15 protein-coding genes are annotated in these 16,720 nt (G+C 72.0%); 9 read left to right on the top strand and 6 right to left on the bottom strand.

From position 1 onward, the window contains the following. Window positions 1-79: 79 nt before the first annotated feature. Both ACH4SP_RS39840 and ACH4SP_RS39835 read right to left on the bottom strand, forming a co-directional pair. A complete protein-coding gene (locus tag ACH4SP_RS39840; RefSeq protein WP_398422937.1) occupies window positions 80-1,966 on the bottom strand; it encodes an AAA family ATPase in 1,887 nt (628 codons plus the stop codon). A gap of 425 nt (window positions 1,967-2,391) precedes the next feature. Further along, a complete protein-coding gene (locus ACH4SP_RS39835; protein ID WP_398422935.1) occupies window positions 2,392-2,994 on the bottom strand; it encodes a uridine kinase in 603 nt (200 codons plus the stop codon). A gap of 218 nt (window positions 2,995-3,212) precedes the next feature. Here ACH4SP_RS39835 and ACH4SP_RS39830 point away from each other — a divergent pair, with 218 nt between their 5' ends. Together ACH4SP_RS39830 and ACH4SP_RS39825 are read left to right on the top strand one after the other, a co-directional pair. Beyond that, window positions 3,213-4,616, top strand: a complete 1,404-nt coding sequence (locus ACH4SP_RS39830) for a peptidase C39 family protein (RefSeq protein WP_398422933.1) — start codon at window positions 3,213-3,215, stop codon at window positions 4,614-4,616. Between the two features lie 121 nt (window positions 4,617-4,737). Next, window positions 4,738-4,893, top strand: coding sequence for an SCO1431 family membrane protein (locus ACH4SP_RS39825; protein ID WP_398422931.1), 156 nt, complete (start codon window positions 4,738-4,740; stop codon window positions 4,891-4,893). On the opposite strand, the gene ACH4SP_RS39820 is transcribed toward ACH4SP_RS39825, so the two are convergent. The 3 genes from ACH4SP_RS39820 to ACH4SP_RS39810 all read right to left on the bottom strand — a co-directional run bounded on the left by ACH4SP_RS39820 (window position 4,871) and on the right by ACH4SP_RS39810 (window position 7,434). Next, on the bottom strand, window positions 4,871-5,800 hold the full coding sequence (locus ACH4SP_RS39820) for a hypothetical protein (RefSeq protein ID WP_398422929.1): 930 nt from the start codon (window positions 5,798-5,800) through the stop codon (window positions 4,871-4,873). The genes ACH4SP_RS39825 and ACH4SP_RS39820 overlap by 23 nt on opposite strands. Window positions 5,801-5,830: 30 nt before the next feature. After that, entirely contained in the window at window positions 5,831-6,781 is a 951-nt protein-coding gene (locus tag ACH4SP_RS39815; protein ID WP_398423144.1) for a DUF6114 domain-containing protein, read from the bottom strand. Window positions 6,782-6,879: 98 nt separating this feature from the next. Further along, window positions 6,880-7,434, bottom strand: coding sequence for a DUF6230 family protein (locus tag ACH4SP_RS39810; RefSeq protein ID WP_398423142.1), 555 nt, complete (start codon window positions 7,432-7,434; stop codon window positions 6,880-6,882). Window positions 7,435-7,615: 181 nt separating this feature from the next. Between ACH4SP_RS39810 and ACH4SP_RS39805 the strand changes: the two genes are divergently transcribed. From ACH4SP_RS39805 to ACH4SP_RS39790, 4 genes are all read left to right on the top strand, one after another. Then, window positions 7,616-8,326, top strand: coding sequence for a TetR/AcrR family transcriptional regulator (locus ACH4SP_RS39805; RefSeq protein ID WP_398422927.1), 711 nt, complete (start codon window positions 7,616-7,618; stop codon window positions 8,324-8,326). A gap of 213 nt (window positions 8,327-8,539) precedes the next feature. Further along, window positions 8,540-9,712, top strand: coding sequence for an acyl-CoA dehydrogenase family protein (locus tag ACH4SP_RS39800; protein ID WP_398422925.1), 1,173 nt, complete (start codon window positions 8,540-8,542; stop codon window positions 9,710-9,712). A 313-nt stretch (window positions 9,713-10,025) separates the two neighbouring features. Next, window positions 10,026-11,150 carry a hypothetical protein gene (locus ACH4SP_RS39795; RefSeq protein WP_398422923.1) on the top strand — a complete coding sequence of 375 codons (1,125 nt, stop codon included), beginning with the start codon at window positions 10,026-10,028 and terminating at the stop codon, window positions 11,148-11,150. Window positions 11,151-11,215: 65 nt separating this feature from the next. Next, on the top strand, window positions 11,216-12,331 hold the full coding sequence (locus ACH4SP_RS39790) for a phosphotransferase family protein (protein ID WP_398422921.1): 1,116 nt from the start codon (window positions 11,216-11,218) through the stop codon (window positions 12,329-12,331). A 42-nt stretch (window positions 12,332-12,373) separates the two neighbouring features. Here the strand turns inward: ACH4SP_RS39790 and ACH4SP_RS39785 are convergent, their stop codons facing one another. After that, window positions 12,374-12,784: a hypothetical protein gene (locus tag ACH4SP_RS39785; RefSeq protein ID WP_398422919.1), complete on the bottom strand. Its 411-nt coding sequence runs from the start codon at window positions 12,782-12,784 to the stop codon at window positions 12,374-12,376. Window positions 12,785-13,036: 252 nt separating this feature from the next. Between ACH4SP_RS39785 and ACH4SP_RS39780 the strand changes: the two genes are divergently transcribed. From ACH4SP_RS39780 to ACH4SP_RS39770, 3 genes are all read left to right on the top strand, one after another. Then, complete coding sequence (locus ACH4SP_RS39780; protein WP_398422917.1) at window positions 13,037-13,477, top strand: Lrp/AsnC family transcriptional regulator; 441 nt, start codon at window positions 13,037-13,039, stop codon at window positions 13,475-13,477. 196 nt (window positions 13,478-13,673) lie between these two features. Continuing rightward, a complete protein-coding gene (locus ACH4SP_RS39775; RefSeq protein WP_398422915.1) occupies window positions 13,674-15,326 on the top strand; it encodes an amidohydrolase in 1,653 nt (550 codons plus the stop codon). A gap of 503 nt (window positions 15,327-15,829) precedes the next feature. Next, window positions 15,830-16,597, top strand: a complete 768-nt coding sequence (locus ACH4SP_RS39770; protein ID WP_398422913.1) for a polyprenol monophosphomannose synthase — start codon at window positions 15,830-15,832, stop codon at window positions 16,595-16,597. Window positions 16,598-16,720: the final 123 nt, after the last annotated feature.

Raw genomic sequence — 16,720 nt, 5'->3', positions numbered from 1 at the left:
CACTTCAGCCCGTCCGGCGTTTGAGGGGAACCACGCCGCAGGCAACCCGCACCACCCACCGCCCGCACAGGCCGTCCCCCTACCCCTCCCCCTGCCCCCTCCCCACCGGCCCCCGCCCCGACAGCACCTCCCCGTACGCCTGCATCAGGTCCGGCAGTCGCAACGTCGACAGATCGTCCCGCGTCGGCGTCGACGCATAACCCGACAGCCGCAGGTCCCGATAGGCGCAGCTCTTCTCGTACAGCGTCCGCAGGAACCGTCCGTTCCCCAGCTCGTCGATCCATCCCTGGGCGACGACGTGCCCGCTGACGCTCCGCAGCTCCTCCAGGGACTCCTCGTCCCACACGTCCCCGTTGTCTCCGGCCAGCACCTCGCCGATGCTGGTCAGCTCCAGCGGCCGGTAGCTCGGGAAGTCGACCCTCGTCGTGAACCGCGACGACAATCCGGGGTTCGCCGCCAGCAGCCGGTCCATCCCCTCCGGATAGCCGGCCAGGATCACCACCAGGTGGTCCCGGTTGTCCTCGGCCCGCTTCAGCAGCACCTGCAGTGCCTCGTCGCCGTACGCGTCACCCTTGCTGTAGCCGGAGTTGGCGAGGCTGTACGCCTCGTCGACGAAGAGCACTCCGCCCATCGCCGAGTCGATCAGCTCATTCGCCTTCACCGCCGTCTGACCCAGGAACTCGCCCACCAGGTCCGCCCGTTGGGCCTCCACCAGGTGATCGCCGCCCAGCAGTCCGAGCGCGTAGAAGACCCGGCCCAGGATCCGCGCGACCGTGGTCTTGCCGGTGCCCGAGGGGCCCGAGAAGACAAAGTGACGTTTCGGCGGCTGGACCGGCAGTCCCTGCCCGGCCCGCAGCCTGGCCATGTTCAACTGGGCCGACAGCGCCCGGACCTGGCGCTTCACCGGCTCCATGCCGACCATCCGGTCCAGCTCCCCGAGCGCCTGCTCCAGGAGTGCCGGATCGGAAGGACCTGCCGGGAACGGCGGCAGTCCGGCCGGCAGCGGCGGCCCCGCCTTCTCCCGTACGCCCGTGGGCGGGCCCGGCGGCACCGCGCCCCCGAACGGCAGCTGGCCCTCGCTGCCCACCCGCAGCTCCCCGCCGCCCTCCACGGAGTCGAACTCGCCCTGGGACTCCACCGAATCCTGGCTGGTCATCGACACCGTCGCCAGCCCGGCCGCCGACTCGTCGTACCCGTCCAGGCCGTCGCCCTCGGAGATCGCCGCGAGCCGGGCCGCGGTGTCCATGAAGGCCGGGTCCACCCGGTGCACGGCCCGGTACAGGGGGAGTGCGGCGGCGGAGCGCCCGGTGCCCTCGTGTGCCCGGGCCAGCCAGTAGCGCAGTTCCTTGCGCTGCGGCTGTTCGCTGCGGCAGCGCATCAAAGAGGCGGAGAGCAGCGGCTCCGCCTGCCCGAACATCTCCAGCCTGACCCGCGCCATCCCGCCGAACAGGCCGGCCTCGATGCCGAGCAGCGGATCGTCGACGAGGGAGTCGGTGTGCCGGACCAGCTGGTCCCAGTCCTTGACCAGATACGCCCGGCACGCGTGCAGGAACCGCACCTGCTGGTCCGTGTCCACCGGCGGCAGACCCGCCAACGCCCGGTCCAGCTCCGGGACATGGCGACCGTCCAGCCAGTGCGAGGCGTGCGCGAGCAGCAGGTCCCGAGGGTTCTCCAGGACCGGCTGCACCCACCAGCCCAGCCAGTACCAGGAGTTGAGCGTCCTGCGGTGTCTGGCGCGCTGCTCGCCGAACCGCTCCTGGTGGCGGTACATGCGTAAGAGCGCCGTCGTCGTGTCGATGCGCAGGGCATGGAGGCCGAGCCAGCCGTCCGCCATCCCCGGATCGAGCCGTACCGCCGTCCGGAATTCCTCCTCCGCCTGCGGATACGCCCCCATGGTGTAGGCGTCCACGCCGCGCAGCCAGGCGAGGTCGGCCGGGGCGTGCGTGCCCTGCGTGCCGAAGTCCATCACGTCCCCCACAGACCGTGCCCCCCGTGATGTGCTGTCGGGCGTGTGCCAGTGGCCGTTTGCCGTTGGCACTTGCCCGAACCGCTGTGTCCCGGACGGGAATTGACCGCACCGAAGGGCATCGTACCTGGGCAGGGGGCAGGGAAATAAGGGTGCCGCAAGGCCTGCGCGAATGGTGACCCTGGGTGAGCGAATGGGGCCTCTGTGCGCCCCGGAACGACCGGTGAGGGCAGAACGAAGCCCCCGATCACGGGGGAACAACCGGGGGCTTCGTGTCTGCGGGCGGCTCCGGAAAGCCGCACATTGAGAACGTAAGACCTGTACGCCCCCCGGGTCAAGCGGAGTTGGGGCACTCGCGGGGAAGGTTTTCCGGCTGTTCCACAGGGTCGGGGCAGGTGGTCACGCTCGGTGACGGAACTGTCCTCTCATGCGGTCGCGGGGGTTCTCTGATGCCACTCGTAGCCCTCGCGCAACTGCCGTACCAGGGTGTCGGCGAACGGACGGGACGGGTCCGCCGAGAAATGTTCCGTCTCGGCCTCCGTCCAGCCGTCCCAGAATGCGGACTGCTCCGCTCCGTCCCGCTCCCGGCCGCGTTGCCAGGACCGCTCGGCGTCCAGATCCATCCAGAGGAGATGGGCGAGGAAGGGGCGCAGCGCGCGGCGCCCGGCCCCCACGCCCTCCATGAGGACGACGGGAGCGGGCGACAGCTCGCGCACCTCGGGTCCGAAGCGGCGGAGCGTCCAGTCGTACGGCGCGTACCGCGCGCTCTCGCCCCGTGCCAGCGACCCGGTCACCAGCGGGAGCAGCCGGTCCGTCCAGGCGAACAGCTCCGCGTGGCTCGCCAGGTCGTCCAGGTGCAGCACGGGCGCCCCGCCCAGCGCGTCCGCCAGACGCCCGGCGAAGGTGCTCTTGCCGGAGCCCGCGTGGCCGTCCACGGCGATCAGCCGCACCGGACCGCAGGACGGCGGCAGTGCGCGGAGCCGTGCGGCGAGAGGTGCGAGAGGTGCGAGAGGGGCGGTGCTGTTCATTCGAACCAGCCTATGAGGGGTGCGGTCCGCGCGCCTCAGCAGGCCACGGGTCCTGGCGGTCGCACTATGGGGCCTGGGCCCGGGCTCCGGCGGGTGCCGGACGCTCCGCCGGGGTAAGAGCCATACCGCCTGCCCGGACCGCGCTCGTCCGCACCCGCATCCGTATTCGCCTGCTCGTCCGCATTCGACTGCGATTCTTCGACTGGGGGTCCTCGACCGTGACCAGACCCGACCCGAACCCGAACAGACCCGATCTGCCGCCCGCCGCGCGCAGGACGGTACTGACCGCCGCGCTCGCCGCCGCCGCCGTTCCCGTGCTTCCGGCCGCCGCGTCCGCGTCCGTACCCGCGTCCGAGCCCGAGCCCGTTCCCGTGCCCGCCCCGGAGGAGGCCTGTTACGTCGACAACCGCTTCTGGACGACGTACACCGACTGGCGCTCCGGAGCGGGCCCCGGCACCCGCGTCGTCGGCGGCCGCCGCCCCGGCCTGGTCATCGGCGCCCCCGACGGGCTGACGACCTACCTCGACCCGCACACCGGGCGCACCGGCACCTACGAGTACGCCGTGTGGACCTCGCCGCTGCACTACAGCCGCGTGCCCGCCACCGAGATCGTCGCCTCCTGGAACGCCGACACCCCGCCCGGCACCTGGATCGCCGTCGAACTGTGCGCCGTGTACACCGACGGATCGCGCACCCCCTGGTACGTGATGGGCCGCTGGGCGGCCGGCGACGCCGACATCCGGCGCACCTCCGTCGACGACCAGAGCGACGGCCGCAGCAGCGTCTCCACCGACACCGTCGGGGTCACCGACCCGGCCACCGGCACCCGGCTCACCGGCTATCAGCTGCGGCTCGTCCTGCACCGGCTGCCGGGCAGCGGCGCGACGCCCAAGGTGTGGCGGCTCGGCGCGATGGCCTCCGACGTGCCGGACCGGTTCACCGTCCCGGCCTCCGAGCCCCGCCGCGCACGCGAGCTGCGGGTGCCGCGCCGCTCGCAGGAGATCCACGTCGGCCAGTATCCGGAGTACGACAACGGGGGAGAGGCGTGGTGCAGCCCCACCTCCGCCACGATGATCCTGGAGTACTGGGGGCGCGGGCCCACCCCCGAGGACCTGGCCTGGGTGAACCCCGCGTACGCCGACCCCCAGGTGTGCCACGCGGCCCGCCAGACGTACGACTACCAGTACGACGGCTGCGGCAACTGGCCCTTCAACACCGCGTACGCGGCGACGTACCGGGACATGAACGCGGTCGTCACCCGGCTGGGGTCGCTGGACGAGCTGACGCTCCTGATCCGTGCGGGCATCCCCGCCATAACGTCGCAGTCGTTCCTCAAGGAGGAGCTGACCGGCGCGGGCTACGGCACGTCCGGCCACCTGATGACCGTCATCGGCTTCACCGGCACGGGCGACGTGATCGCGAACGACCCGGCGTCCCCCACCAACGAAGCCGTCCGCCGCGTCTACAAGAGGCGCGAGTGGGAGAACATCTGGCTGCGCACCAAGCGGTACAACGCGAGCGGGAAAGTGGTCTCCGGCACAGGGGGCGTCTGCTACCTGTTCTGGCCGCTGAACGCGACACCCGCGCAGTGCAGGGCTCTTGAGGCCGTCGGCATCCGCTGAGACGCCCCTCCGGTCCCGGGGCAGTGACCAACGTCATCTGTTCCGGGACCGGGCCCGCTGGCAATGTGGAGGAAGCTGTTCCGCTTTCCTCTCCTGTTCCTCTCCTGCTCTGCGAGATCCGATGACTGCTGCTTCCGCCGCCCTCTCCGCCCGCTCGCGCGCCCGCACCGGCGGCCCCGACGACGACTTCGACGGGCCCAAGCTTCTGGAGCACGTCCTCGGCTGGGCGCTGGTCGTCGTCGTGGCGATGTTCGTCACCGGTGCCGGTCTGATGTGACCCCGTAGCTGTCCGACGGCGGCGCGGGCGGCCCGTGCGGGAGGTTCTCCTCCGCCCGCCAGTGCCGGTGCGGTACGCCCACCAGCCCGTACAGGAAACGCACCGGACTGCGCCTCGGCAGCAGCACCAGACCCGCCAGAACGGCGAACAGGGCGAGTCCCGGCAGCCACCCCAGCAGCCTGATCAGCACGCTCGCGCCGAGCGCGCCCACGAACGGCAGCCCGTACACCCCGGCCCCGGCGATCAGCACGGCGACGAACCGCCCCACCTTGCGGTCCTCGTCCGCGCCCGGCAGCCGCCACCCCTCGACGAGCCAGCCGATCTCGGTGCCCAGCATGGTCCCGACGACGGCGAGCCCGAGCACCAGCAGTGCCAGGAACGTCCCCGAGGTCAGGAAGTCCAGCACGTTGTTCACGAGGCTCTCGCGCGGCCAGTCGCGGTACGCGCGCGTGCTCGTGGTCAGCAGCCGCCGGTAGCCGTTCCCGTCCCAGCCGTGGATCAGCGTCCCGAAGAGCAGGAAGTACCCGCCGACGCTCTGCAGGTACGCCCAGTAGCCCGCGCCCACCAGGACGAGCAGCCGGGCCGCGAGATAGCCGAGGAGCGTGCCGACGACGATCCCTCCCGCGTGGAGGAGCACGAGTCCGGCCCACAGTCCGTCGTGCCCGTCCACCACGTGCATGGTCGCCCAGGACGGGTTCTGCCACAGCAGGAACAGCCCGGTCGGCACCAGCAGGACGGCGGCGAACAGCACGGTGAGCGCCATGTACGGATCGGCGGCGCGGCTTCTGGTGCGCACGCCCTCGCCCTGCACCGACCGTTCCCACCACTGGAGCTGGCGGCCCGCGGACACCGCGAAGGTCGCGCCGATCGCGTACGCCCAGAACAGCGCGGCCTGGATCTGGATCACGGAACCTCCTGCACGACTGGGGTGCGGCGGTCAGGACGCACCGAGCCGCAGTCCGTTCGTCACGATCGAGTCCGAGGTGACCATGGCCTGCTCGGCACTGACGTCGGTCATGTAGACGAAGGGCGGCACCACCGGCGGCACGGGCAGCCCGTCCGGGGTGAAGGTCAGACAGAGCAGCCCCTGCAGGCATCCGCTGAACTTGGTGAGGTAGAGGGTGACGTTGCCGCTGAGGTCCAGGCTGTCGGCGCCCAGGGAGAGTTCGTCCCTGCCGTCGCGGGTCCTGAGCTCGTAGTCGCTGAGGGACGCGGCCCTCATCTTGAGGACCATCACCTTGAGCGGGCCGTCCACGGTCCGCACCTCCTTCACCCCGGCGATCAGGAAGCCGTCGGGGGCGAAGCGCGTCGTGGTGACCGTGGGCGGTGTCCGCGGTGCCAGGGGCTCGGCCGCGGCCGCCTGGGCCCGCTGTACGGGAGCGCCGATCGCCACCAGCAGGACGACGGGCAGCGCCACCGCCAGGGTGCGCGGCCCCTGGTGCTCCCGTACCGTCGGCGCCCGGCGCTCCTCCTCGGCGGGCTCCGCCGCCGGTGTCCCGGGCTCCGCCGGTGTTCCGGGCCCGGTCACCGGAGTCCAGCCGAAGCCCATCGCGCTGCCCGCGATCCCCAGCAGCGTCCCCACCAGGAAACCGCCCAGGTTGGTCGCCGCGAACGAAAGCACCGACAGGATCAGCGCGTTGACGCTGACGTAGTGCCGGGTGTGCGGCAGGAACCACAGGAACAGCGCCGCCGCGATCAGCGCAAGCCCGATGCCGAGCGCCGCCAGCCCGCCGAGCCCCAGGCTCACCAGGATCGTCAGCGGCGACAGCGGTACGAGCAGCAGCTCGGCGCCCGCCAGCGCCAGCAACAGTCCCGCCCAGAACGGCCGCCGTCGCCGCCAGGAGCGGAACCGGCGCCGCCGCTCCGGCCACGGCAGCCTCGCCTCCAGACCCTCTTTGAGGAGACGGCGGACGGAACCCGCCGGGCCGGACCTAGGGTCCCGGTACTTCGGCCCCCGGTCCCCGCGGCCCCGGTCCACGAACCGGTTCAGAAGCACTTCTTGCCGTCCAGGCTCACATCGAGCTTCAGACCCTTCAGCCGGAAGTTCCCGCCGGTCGCCGACCAGGCGTGCGACCGCACCCCGGCGACCTCGATGTTCCCGGCCTGGAGGCCGAACTTGCCCGCCTCGCCCTTGACCCCCGGCACCGCGTCGAGCGTGGAGGCGTCCCGGCCGATCTGCGCCGTCCCGAAGGTGGCGTCACCTGTCAGGTCCTCGCCGTCGATGATCAGGTTGCTGGCGGTGACCTCGCCCGCTTCGCCGCCCGCCGTCAGCTTGAACACCACGGTGCCGACCGGGGTCTTGACCTCTGCCGACTGGCAGATGTCGGAGAGCCGGGCGTTGCCGATGCCGAGCAGGGCGACCGGATGCCCCTTGCCGTCCACGGACCGGTCGGTCTGCACGTACGACGACAGCCCGCTGCTGGTCAGCTTGGAGGAGCCGACCTGGAAGCTGGTGCCCGAGACGGCGAACGACGCGGCGAGCGCGCCCTGGCCCATCATCGCCGCCATCGCGCCGACCGCGAGGACGGCCGGCACGGCCATCACCGCGGTTCTGCGCCAGCCGGTTCTGCCCTCGGGGGACAGCTGCTTCGGCGGCCTCTTTGCTGCGCTCACCGGTTCCTCCCGTACGTCGCGAGATTGCGCAGGGGAAGTGCATGAGGAGCGGAGGGAAGCCCGTGGAATACTGCGGCCATCCTTCCGGACTGGGAGACTAGGGCTTAATTTGAATAAGAGTCAACAGCGCGGAACCAGCGGGAAATCCCTGGCGCGCAGAGCCGAACTCATCGCAACCGGGCGGAAGTTGTTCGCCGACACGTCCTACGACGCCCTGTCGATGGACGACATCGCACGCCATGCGGGCGTCGCCAAGGGGCTGATCTACTACTACTTCGCCAACAAGCGCGGCTACTACCTGGCCATCGTCGAGGAGTCCGTCACCGATCTGGTCGCCAGAGCGGGGAGCCACCCCGAACTCCCGCGCACACAGCGGGTCCGGCGCACCGTCGACGGCTATCTGCACTACGCCCGGTACCACCAGGCCGCGTACCGGACGATCGTCACCGGAGGCGTCGGCTTCGACGTCGAGGTCCAGTCGATCCGCGACGCCGTGCGCGAGCAGCTGATCGCCACCCTCGCGGAGGGTGCGTACGGGCGCGCCGACGTCCCCCCGACGGCCCGGCTCGCGCTGCTCGGCTGGATGACCGGGGTCGAGGGCATCACGCTCGACTGGATCGGCGATCCGGCGCTGCCTCAAGAGGCGGTCTGCGACCTCCTCGTCATGCTGCTGCGCGCCACCCTGGAGACCGTCGCCGTACTCGTACCGGAATGCCCGGCTCCACCTCTCGACGATGCGGCGGACGACAGCGGCGCCGGAGCGGCCGCCGACGGGGCGGTCGGCACCGTCGGCCGCGGGGCGGACGACACGGTCCCGTAACGCCGCCCCGACCTGCCCGGCCTGCGGCTTTTCGACCGGTGACGGAACGGACCCGATCGGGCATACTCAGCCGCCACGGCCCCGGACAGTCCACTTCCGTAACCCGGAGTGGTGCCGCAGGCTGGAGTTGAGACACCCGGCGGCGCCGCCACACCCGGTGCGTGCGCCCGTCGCCGCGCCCGACAGGGCCCGAGAAGTCAGGAGAGCGCCGCAATGTCCGACCGTGCCCCGCAGCCGGTGGAACGAGAGCTGCCCACCGAGGAGTCCCGCGACCTGCTCGCGCTCGTACGCGACATGGTCCAGCGGGAGATCGCTCCCCAGGCCGCAGCCGAGGAGGACGCCGGGCACTTCCCGCGCGAGGTCTTCTCGCTGCTCTCCGAATCCGGGCTGCTCGGTCTGCCGTACGACTCCGAGTACGGCGGCGGCGACCAGCCGTACGAGGTCTACCTCCAGGTCCTCGAAGAGCTCGCCGCGGCCCGCCTGACCGTCGGCCTGGGCGTCAGCGTGCACAGCCTCGCCTGCCACGCGCTCGCCGGCTACGGCACCAAGGAGCAGCAGGCCGCCCACCTGCCCGCGATGCTCGGCGGCGGTCTCCTCGGCGCCTACTGCCTCTCGGAGCCCGCCTCGGGCTCGGACGCGGCCTCGCTGCGCACCAAGGCGGTGCGTGAAGGCGACGACTGGGTGATCACCGGCACCAAGGCCTGGATCACCCACGGCGGCATCGCCGACTTCTACACGGTGCTGGCCCGGACGGGCGTCGAGGGCCCGCGCGGCATCACCGCCTTCCTCGTCCCGGGCGATGCGGAGGGCCTGAGCGCCGCAGCCCCCGAGAAGAAGATGGGCATGAAGGGCTCGCCCACCGCACAGCTGAACTTCGACGGTGTACGGGTGTCCGACGCGCGCCGCATCGGCGAGGAGGGGCAGGGCTTCGCCATCGCCCTGTCCGCCCTCGACTCGGGCCGCCTCGGCATCGCCGCCTGTGCGATCGGCGTCGCGCAGGCCGCGCTGGACGAGGCGCTCTCGTACGCCACCGGGAGGCAGCAGTTCGGCCGCCCCATCGCGGACTTCCAGGGCCTGCGCTTCATGCTGGCCGACATGGCCACCCAGATCGAGGCGGGCCGCGCGCTCTACCTGGCGGCGGCACGGCTGCGGGACGCCGGCCGCCCCTTCTCGCGCCAGGCGGCCATGGCGAAGCTCTTCTGCACGGACGCGGCGATGAAGGTCACCACGGACGCGGTGCAGGTGCTCGGCGGGTACGGCTACACGCTGGACTTCCCGGTCGAACGCCTCATGCGCGAGGCCAAGGTCCTCCAGATCGTCGAGGGCACGAACCAGATCCAGCGCATGGTGATCGCCCGGCACCTGGCGGGCCCGGAGACCCGCTGAGGACGGGGTCGGTGGGGGCGTGCCGCAGTGGGGGCCCGCCCCCTTGCCCACCCGTCCCGCCCCCTAGAGGGCCAAGGGGCAGGCATTCAGGGGCGCGGGGAACTGCGCGACCAGCCACGACGCACCCGCACGTACAACCCACCCGCCCCGCCCCGCACGCGCCCAGCGCCCCGCACTCTGGCTCCCACCCCACCCCCTGACGTACCGTCAGAAAGGTTGCCGGGGCCGCACCCTCCGCGCCGCACCCGTACGCCCCGTACCCGCCCGTACGCCGTACGCACGTACGCCCGCGCCCGCCCGCCAGGAGGAGACCGTGCCCGACGACCGCCCCATCGCGCTCGACGAATACCCCATCCACCAGGCCCCGTTGTCGATGAAGCACGTCGCCACCGGCGACCGGAACGCCTACGACCGCTGCATCTTCCACTTCGTGGACCACACCGGCCGCGCCCTCCTCGTCGCCGGCCTCGGCGTCTACCCCAACACCGGTGTCATCGACGCCTACGCGACCCTCCGCCTCGGCGACACGCTGCACGCGGTGCGCGCCTCCGACGCCCTCACCGACGACCGCATGAACCTCTCCGTCGGCCCCCTGCGCATCACCGTCGACGAACCGCTCCGCCGCTTCACCCTCACCTGCGAGGCCGACCCCGCCGACCCCGACTCGCTCTCGTACGAGATCAGTTGGACCGCCGACTTCCCGGCCGTCTGGGAACCCCACCACGTCCAGTACCGCGGCGACCGCCTGATGCTCGAAGGCCGCCGTTTCGTCCAGGCGGGCGGTTGCTCCGGCGTCGTCCGCGTCGGCGGCGAGCAGATCCTCCTCACCGCGGGGGAGTGGACCGGAACCCGCGACCGCAGCTGGGGGGTGCGCCCCATCCCCGGCGAGGAGGGCGGGCGGGCCGCCGACGAGCACCGCCCCGAGGGCTTCCACTGGCTCTGGATACCGGCCCGCTTCGACGACCGCTTCGTGATGGTGATCGCCCAGGAGGACGCCGAGGGACACCGCACCCTCAATGAGGCGTTGCTCGTCCGCAACGGCGACCGCGACGTCCAACTCGGCTGGCCCCACACCGACATCACCTACCGTTCCGGCACCCGCCACCCCGAACGCGCCGTCGTCCACCTCACGGACCAGGACCGCAAACCCCTCGAACTCGGCGTCGAGGTCCTCGCCTCCTCACCGCTCGCCGTCGGCGCGGGCTACCCGCCCGCCACCGACTGGCAGCACGGCAGCTGGCAGGGCCGCGGCTGGACCGACCGCCGCGCCTACGACCTGTCCGATCCCGCCGCCCACCCCATGGCGGCGTACGGCGTGATCGACCACGCGGCCCGCTTCACACTGGGCGGCCGTACCGGGTACGGCATCTTCGAGCACGGCACCTTCGGCCGCCACGACCCCAGCGGCTTCACCGGATACGACTCGACCGCGCCCTGAGAGCGCTCCCCCCACGGCTCGCCGGCGGATCGCAGATCTCGCAGATCTCGTAGAGGAGTACGGAAATGGCCACCGCACCGCGCCCCCGCACCACCACCCGCGACCCCGAGGACCTGGGCCGACGCCTCACCGCGTGGCTGGACACGCGCCTGCCGGGGGCACGTGTCACCGACGTCCGCGTCCCCGGCTCCAACGGAATGTCGAGCGAGACCCTGCTCTTCGACCTCGACCACCCCGACGCCCCTGTCACCGGCTGCGCGCTGAGACTGGCCGCCGACCCGGCGGCGTACAGCGTCTTCCCCGTGTACGACATGGCCCGCCAGCACCGCGTCATGAGCCTCGTCGGCGAGCACACCGACCTGCCGGTGCCGCGCGTCCTGTGGCTGGAGGAGGACCCCGCGCCACTCGGCGCGCCCTTCTTCGTGATGGCCCGCGCCGAGGGCCGGGTACCGCCCGACGTCATGCCCTACACGTACGAGGGGAACTGGCTGTACGCGGCGACCGACACCGAGCGCGCAGGACTCGAAGCCGCCAGCATCGGCATCCTCGCCCGTCTGCACGACCAGTTCCCGCCCAAGGAAGCGGAATTCCTGCTCCCGGACGTCGAAGGAACACCACTGCGCCGCCACGTGACGGCGCAGCAGACCTACTACGAATGGGTCGTCGACGGCCTGCCCCGCTCGCCCCTCATAGAGGAGGCCTTCGGCTGGCTCGACGCGCACTGGCCCGACGACGAGGGCGACCCGGTCCTGTGCTGGGGCGACGCCCGCATCGGCAACATCATCTACGACGGCTTCACCCCCGCCGCCGTGCTCGACTGGGAGATGGCCGCCCTGGGCCCCCGCGAACTCGACCTCGGCTGGACCGTCTACCTGCACCGCTTCTTCCAGGACCTCACGGTCTCGTTCGGGCAGAGCGGCCTGCCGGACTTCCTGCGCCGCGACGCGATCGAGAGCCGGTACGCACGGCTGACCGGCCACACCCCGCGCGACATGGAGTTCCACACCCTGTACGCCGCGCTGCGGCATGCGGTCGTCATGCTGCGCATCGCCTACCGGCAGGTGCACTTCGGCGAGGTCCGGATCCCGGAGGACCCGGACGCGCTCATCATGCACCGGCCGTCGCTGGAGGCCATGGTGCGCGGAACGTACTGGGCGGAACAGGGGTACGGAAGGAGCTGAGGGAAGGGGCCCGTTCGGGAACGGGCCGCCCGGCAGCGGGCGTTACGCGGCGCGCTGCTGCTCCACCACCTTGACCGGGCGCGACCCCGGGCCACCTACGTGCGAGAAGGGCTGCGTCCGCCAGTCGAGCCCCTGAGGGAGCGTCAGCAGCAGCGCGGTGTCCTGCTCCAGCACCTCCCGCGACTCGTCCGCCGGCTTCGCGTCGGCGGCGGGGCGCCCCGTACCGGCGCAGGCCGTCAGGCCGAACGGGTTCCACGGGGTGGGGCACTTCGCGTGCTCCGGAAGGACGTCCTCGTCCGCGAGCAGCGCGATCGGCTGCGCGCAGTCCGGGCAGATCACCCGGTACATCTCGAAGGTGTCGTACGAATCGGAACCGGGGTCCTCGCCGCCGTCGAAGGAATCGACGGAATCGGGCTCCGGTTCGGTACGTCCGGTGCGCTTCAGGCTCTGCATGGAGACTCTCCCCCTAGAGGTGGGCCGACAAGGCGCTGCGGCCTCGACCACAGCAAGCACTTCCCTGCGCGCCTGCGCGATAACCGCACAAGAGGAGAGGACACGGCCACAGCCATGTGGCATTCGTCACATGCCCGGCGCAGATGCGTGCCGGACACCTCGGGGGTGTGCCCGGTGCCGGCTGTTCCACCAGGCAAGACGCACGGCGCTCGGGTGCCCCGGGTGCCCCCGCGCCCTGTAGGTTCTTGGCCCATGGAGGAGTTGGATCGTCAGATCGTGGACCTGCTCGTCAAGGACGGGCGGATGAGCTACACCGACCTGGGCAAGGCCACGGGCCTGTCCACCTCGGCGGTGCACCAGCGCGTCCGCAGGCTCGAACAGCGCGGAGTGATCCGCGGGTACGCCGCGGTCGTGGACCCCGAGGCGGTCGGCCTGCCGCTCACCGCGTTCATCTCGGTGGCGCCCTTCGACCCCAGCGCCCCCGACGACATCGCGGAACGGCTCGCGGGCATCGACGAGATCGAGGCCTGCCACAGCGTCGCGGGCGACGAGAACTACATCCTCAAGGTGCGCGTCGCCACCCCCCTGGAGCTTGAGCACCTGCTCACCAGGATCCGCACGCTCGCGGGAGTATCCACCCGCACCACCGTGGTCCTCTCCACCCCGTACGAGGCACGCCCGCCCCGCGTCTAGGGGGCCTGCTCCGCGTCCGGGTCGCGGGGCGTGCGTGCCGGGGCACGCGACGGACGCCCCCCCGCACCTGGGGATGCCGCACCTGGGGATGCCGAACCTGGGGATGCCCGCACTCCGTCTCCCCCCGGTCCGGCGGTCGGCCCCTTGGTGCCACCCTGGTCGAGAGCGCCGTACGGGCTGCGCGAGACTGGTCCTCATGACCGAGCGCACCGTCCCCTCGTCCCCCGCCACCCCCTCCGACCGCACCGTGCTGCTGCGCGGCGGCGAGGTCCACAGTCCCGCCGACCCGTTCGCCACCGCGATGGTCGTCGAGCGCGGCCACGTCGCGTGGGTGGGTTCCGAAGGGGCGGCCGACGCCTTTGCGAGCGGCGTCGACGAGGTGCTCGACCTCGACGGCGCACTCGTCACCCCGGCGTTCACGGACGCACATGTGCACACCACCTCGACCGGCCTCGCCCTCACCGGCCTGGACCTGTCCGCCGCCCGCGGTCTGGACGAGGCACTCGCTCTCGTACGTACCCACGCAGCCGCCCGCCCGGAGGGCGAGGTCCTCATCGGCGGCGGCTGGGACGCCTCCCGCTGGCCCGAGCGGCGCCACCCCTCGCGCGCCGAACTCGACTCCGCGGCCGGCGGGCGCCCGCTCTACCTGCCCCGCATCGACGTCCACTCGGCGGTCGTCAGCACCGCCCTGCTCGATCTCGTCCCCGGTGTCACCGGGCTGACCGGGTATCACCCGGACGAACCGCTGACCGCCGCCGCCCACCACGCGGTGCGCGCCGCGGCCCACGGAGCCGTCGGCCCGGCCCAGCGCGCCGAGGCCCAGCGCGCCGCACTCGCACACGCCGCCTCGCTCGGCATCGGCACCGTCCACGAGTGCGGGGGCCCCGAGATCTCCGACGAGGAGGACTTCGCAGGCCTGCTGAAGCTGGCCGCTGACGAGCCGGGACCGCGCGTATTCGGCTACTGGGCCGAACAGGTCGCGAATGCGAAGGACGCCCGGCGCATCCGCGAACTCGGCGCCATCGGCGCGGCCGGAGACCTCTTCGTCGACGGCTCGCTCGGCTCGCACACCGCCTGCCTGCACCACCCCTACGCCGACGCCCCGCACACCGGCACCGCCCACCTCGACACCGCCGCGATCGCCGCCCATGTGGCCGCGTGCACCGGGGCGGGCCTGCAGGCCGGCTTCCACGCCATCGGCGACGCCGCCCTGACCGCGGTCGCCGACGGCGTCCGGGCCGCCGCCGACGAGGTCGGACTCGCGCGCGTACGCGCCGCCCGCCACCGCGTCGAGCACGCCGAGATGCTCACCCCCGCCACGATCGCCGCCTTCGCGGACCTCGGCCTCACCGCCTCCGTACAGCCCGCCTTCGACGCCGCCTGGGGTGGCGACGAGGGCATGTACGCCGCGCGCCTCGGCGCCGACCGGGCTCGCACCCTCAACCCGTACGCCGCCATGCTCAAGGCGGGGATTCCGCTGGCCTTCGGCTCCGACAGCCCGGTCACCCCGCTCGACCCGTGGGGCACCGTCCGCGCCGCCGCGTTCCACCGCACCCCCGAGCACCGGGTCTCCGTACGGGCCGCGTTCACCGCCCACACCCGCGGCGGCTGGCGGGCGATCGGCCGCGACGACGCGGGCACCCTGGTCCCCGGCGCACCCGCCGACTACGCGATCTGGCACACCGGCGACCTGGTGGTCCAGGCCCCCGACGACCGGGTCTCCCGCTGGTCCACCGACCCGCGCTCCGGCACGCCCGGTCTCCCCGACCTCACGCCCGGCGCCGAACTCCCCGTCTGCCTGCGCACCGTGGTCGCAGGGCACACCGTGTACGTACGGCCGAACGCGTGACGCGCGGCGGGTCGCGTACCGCCGATCGGTGATCCGAAGGCTGCCGGACGGTTCTCCGCCGTCTCGGCACTGACCTGGTGATTTGACGAACCGCCGGTAAACGCCGCAGGTCGCACGGGTGTTGACAGAGAGCGGCCAACGGCGGGTAGGTTCGGCCGGGTCCACCACGAAACGTCCGGCCGGAAATCCTCCACGCAGTCGTCGAACGCCGCTGGGTCATGGGAGGCGCGCCACACGGCGCACCCTCCCGGGAGCCAGGTTCAGCGCCCGCGCCTCGGGGGCGAGGGAAGGTTTTTTCGTCCGACGGTGCGACCCGGGTAGGGCCCCGGCGTTCAGTAGACAACGGCAAGGATGTCCGCAGCCGGCGGGCACCTGGTCGGCCCGAAGGACGCCGGGCCCCCATCCGCAGATCGCAGGGACCTTCCCGGACGGGCCCTCGGCCTCTTGTCCGTACACGCTCGCTATGGTGGGTCCTCTGTGTACGGGCGTGAAAAGGGGCATCAGTGAACGACGGCGGTCAGAAGCGTTACGGCCCGCTCGGCAGTGTTTTGGTGATCATTCCGACCTACAACGAGGCCGAGAACATCAAGCCGATCGTCGCGCGGGTGCGGGAGTCCGTCCCCGAAGCGCACGTCCTCGTCGCCGACGACAACAGCCCCGACGGCACCGGCAAGCTCGCCGACGAGCTCGCCGCGGCCGACGACCAGGTTCACGTCATGCACCGCAAGGGCAAGGAAGGCCTGGGCGCCGCCTACATGGCCGGCTTCCGCTGGGGCATCGACCACGGCTACGGCGTCCTCGTCGAGATGGACGCCGACGGCTCCCACCAGCCCGAGGAACTGCCCCGCCTGCTCACCGCCCTCAAGGGCGCCGACCTGGTGCTCGGCTCGCGCTGGGTGCCGGGCGGCCGGATCGTCAACTGGCCCAAGTCCCGCGAGTTCATCTCGCGCGGCGGCAGCCTGTACTCCCGCATGCTGCTGGGCGTGCCGCTGCGCGACGTCACCGGCGGCTACCGTGCCTTCCGCGCGGAGACCCTGGAGGGCCTGGGCCTCGACGAGGTCGCCTCGCAGGGCTACTGCTTCCAGGTCGACCTGGCCCGGCGTGCCGTCGAGTCCGGCTTCCACGTGGTCGAGGTGCCGATCACCTTCGTCGAGCGTGAGATCGGCGAGTCGAAGATGAGCAACGACATCCTGGTCGAGGCCCTGTGGCGGGTCACCGCCTGGGGCGTCGGCACGCGCGCCAACAAGCTCCTCGGCCGCAAGCCCCTGTAACGCTCCGCTGCGGGCCCTGTGCTCCTCCCGCGGGCCCCCTTGCTCCTCCGCGGGCCTCTGCGGGGCCCAGGGCCTCTGCCGGGCCCAGCCTCCGCCTTCCCCGTACTCACGCCCTCTTTACGC

Origin of the sequence: Streptomyces sp. NPDC021093, assembly GCF_044333135.1 — a bacterium.
GTDB lineage: Bacteria > Actinomycetota > Actinomycetes > Streptomycetales > Streptomycetaceae > Streptomyces.
The sequence above is the reverse complement of the archived record's forward strand: the minus strand, read 5'-3'. Positions and strand labels throughout refer to the sequence as shown.

What these genes read in the sequence shown, in the direction of transcription:
- ACH4SP_RS39775 (WP_398422915.1), top strand. Translation starts at nt 13,674, where the DNA reads ATGACCGAGCGCACCGTCCCCTCGTCCCCCGCCACCCCCTCCGACCGC.
- ACH4SP_RS39810 (WP_398423142.1), bottom strand. Translation starts at nt 7,434, where the DNA reads ATGGCCGTGCCGGCCGTCCTCGCGGTCGGCGCGATGGCGGCGATGATG.
- ACH4SP_RS39780 (WP_398422917.1), top strand. Translation starts at nt 13,037, where the DNA reads ATGGAGGAGTTGGATCGTCAGATCGTGGACCTGCTCGTCAAGGACGGG.
- ACH4SP_RS39800 (WP_398422925.1), top strand. Translation starts at nt 8,540, where the DNA reads ATGTCCGACCGTGCCCCGCAGCCGGTGGAACGAGAGCTGCCCACCGAG.
- ACH4SP_RS39790 (WP_398422921.1), top strand. Translation starts at nt 11,216, where the DNA reads ATGGCCACCGCACCGCGCCCCCGCACCACCACCCGCGACCCCGAGGAC.
- ACH4SP_RS39785 (WP_398422919.1), bottom strand. Translation starts at nt 12,784, where the DNA reads ATGCAGAGCCTGAAGCGCACCGGACGTACCGAACCGGAGCCCGATTCC.
- ACH4SP_RS39840 (WP_398422937.1), bottom strand. Translation starts at nt 1,966, where the DNA reads ATGGACTTCGGCACGCAGGGCACGCACGCCCCGGCCGACCTCGCCTGG.
- ACH4SP_RS39835 (WP_398422935.1), bottom strand. Translation starts at nt 2,994, where the DNA reads ATGAACAGCACCGCCCCTCTCGCACCTCTCGCACCTCTCGCCGCACGG.
- ACH4SP_RS39825 (WP_398422931.1), top strand. Translation starts at nt 4,738, where the DNA reads ATGACTGCTGCTTCCGCCGCCCTCTCCGCCCGCTCGCGCGCCCGCACC.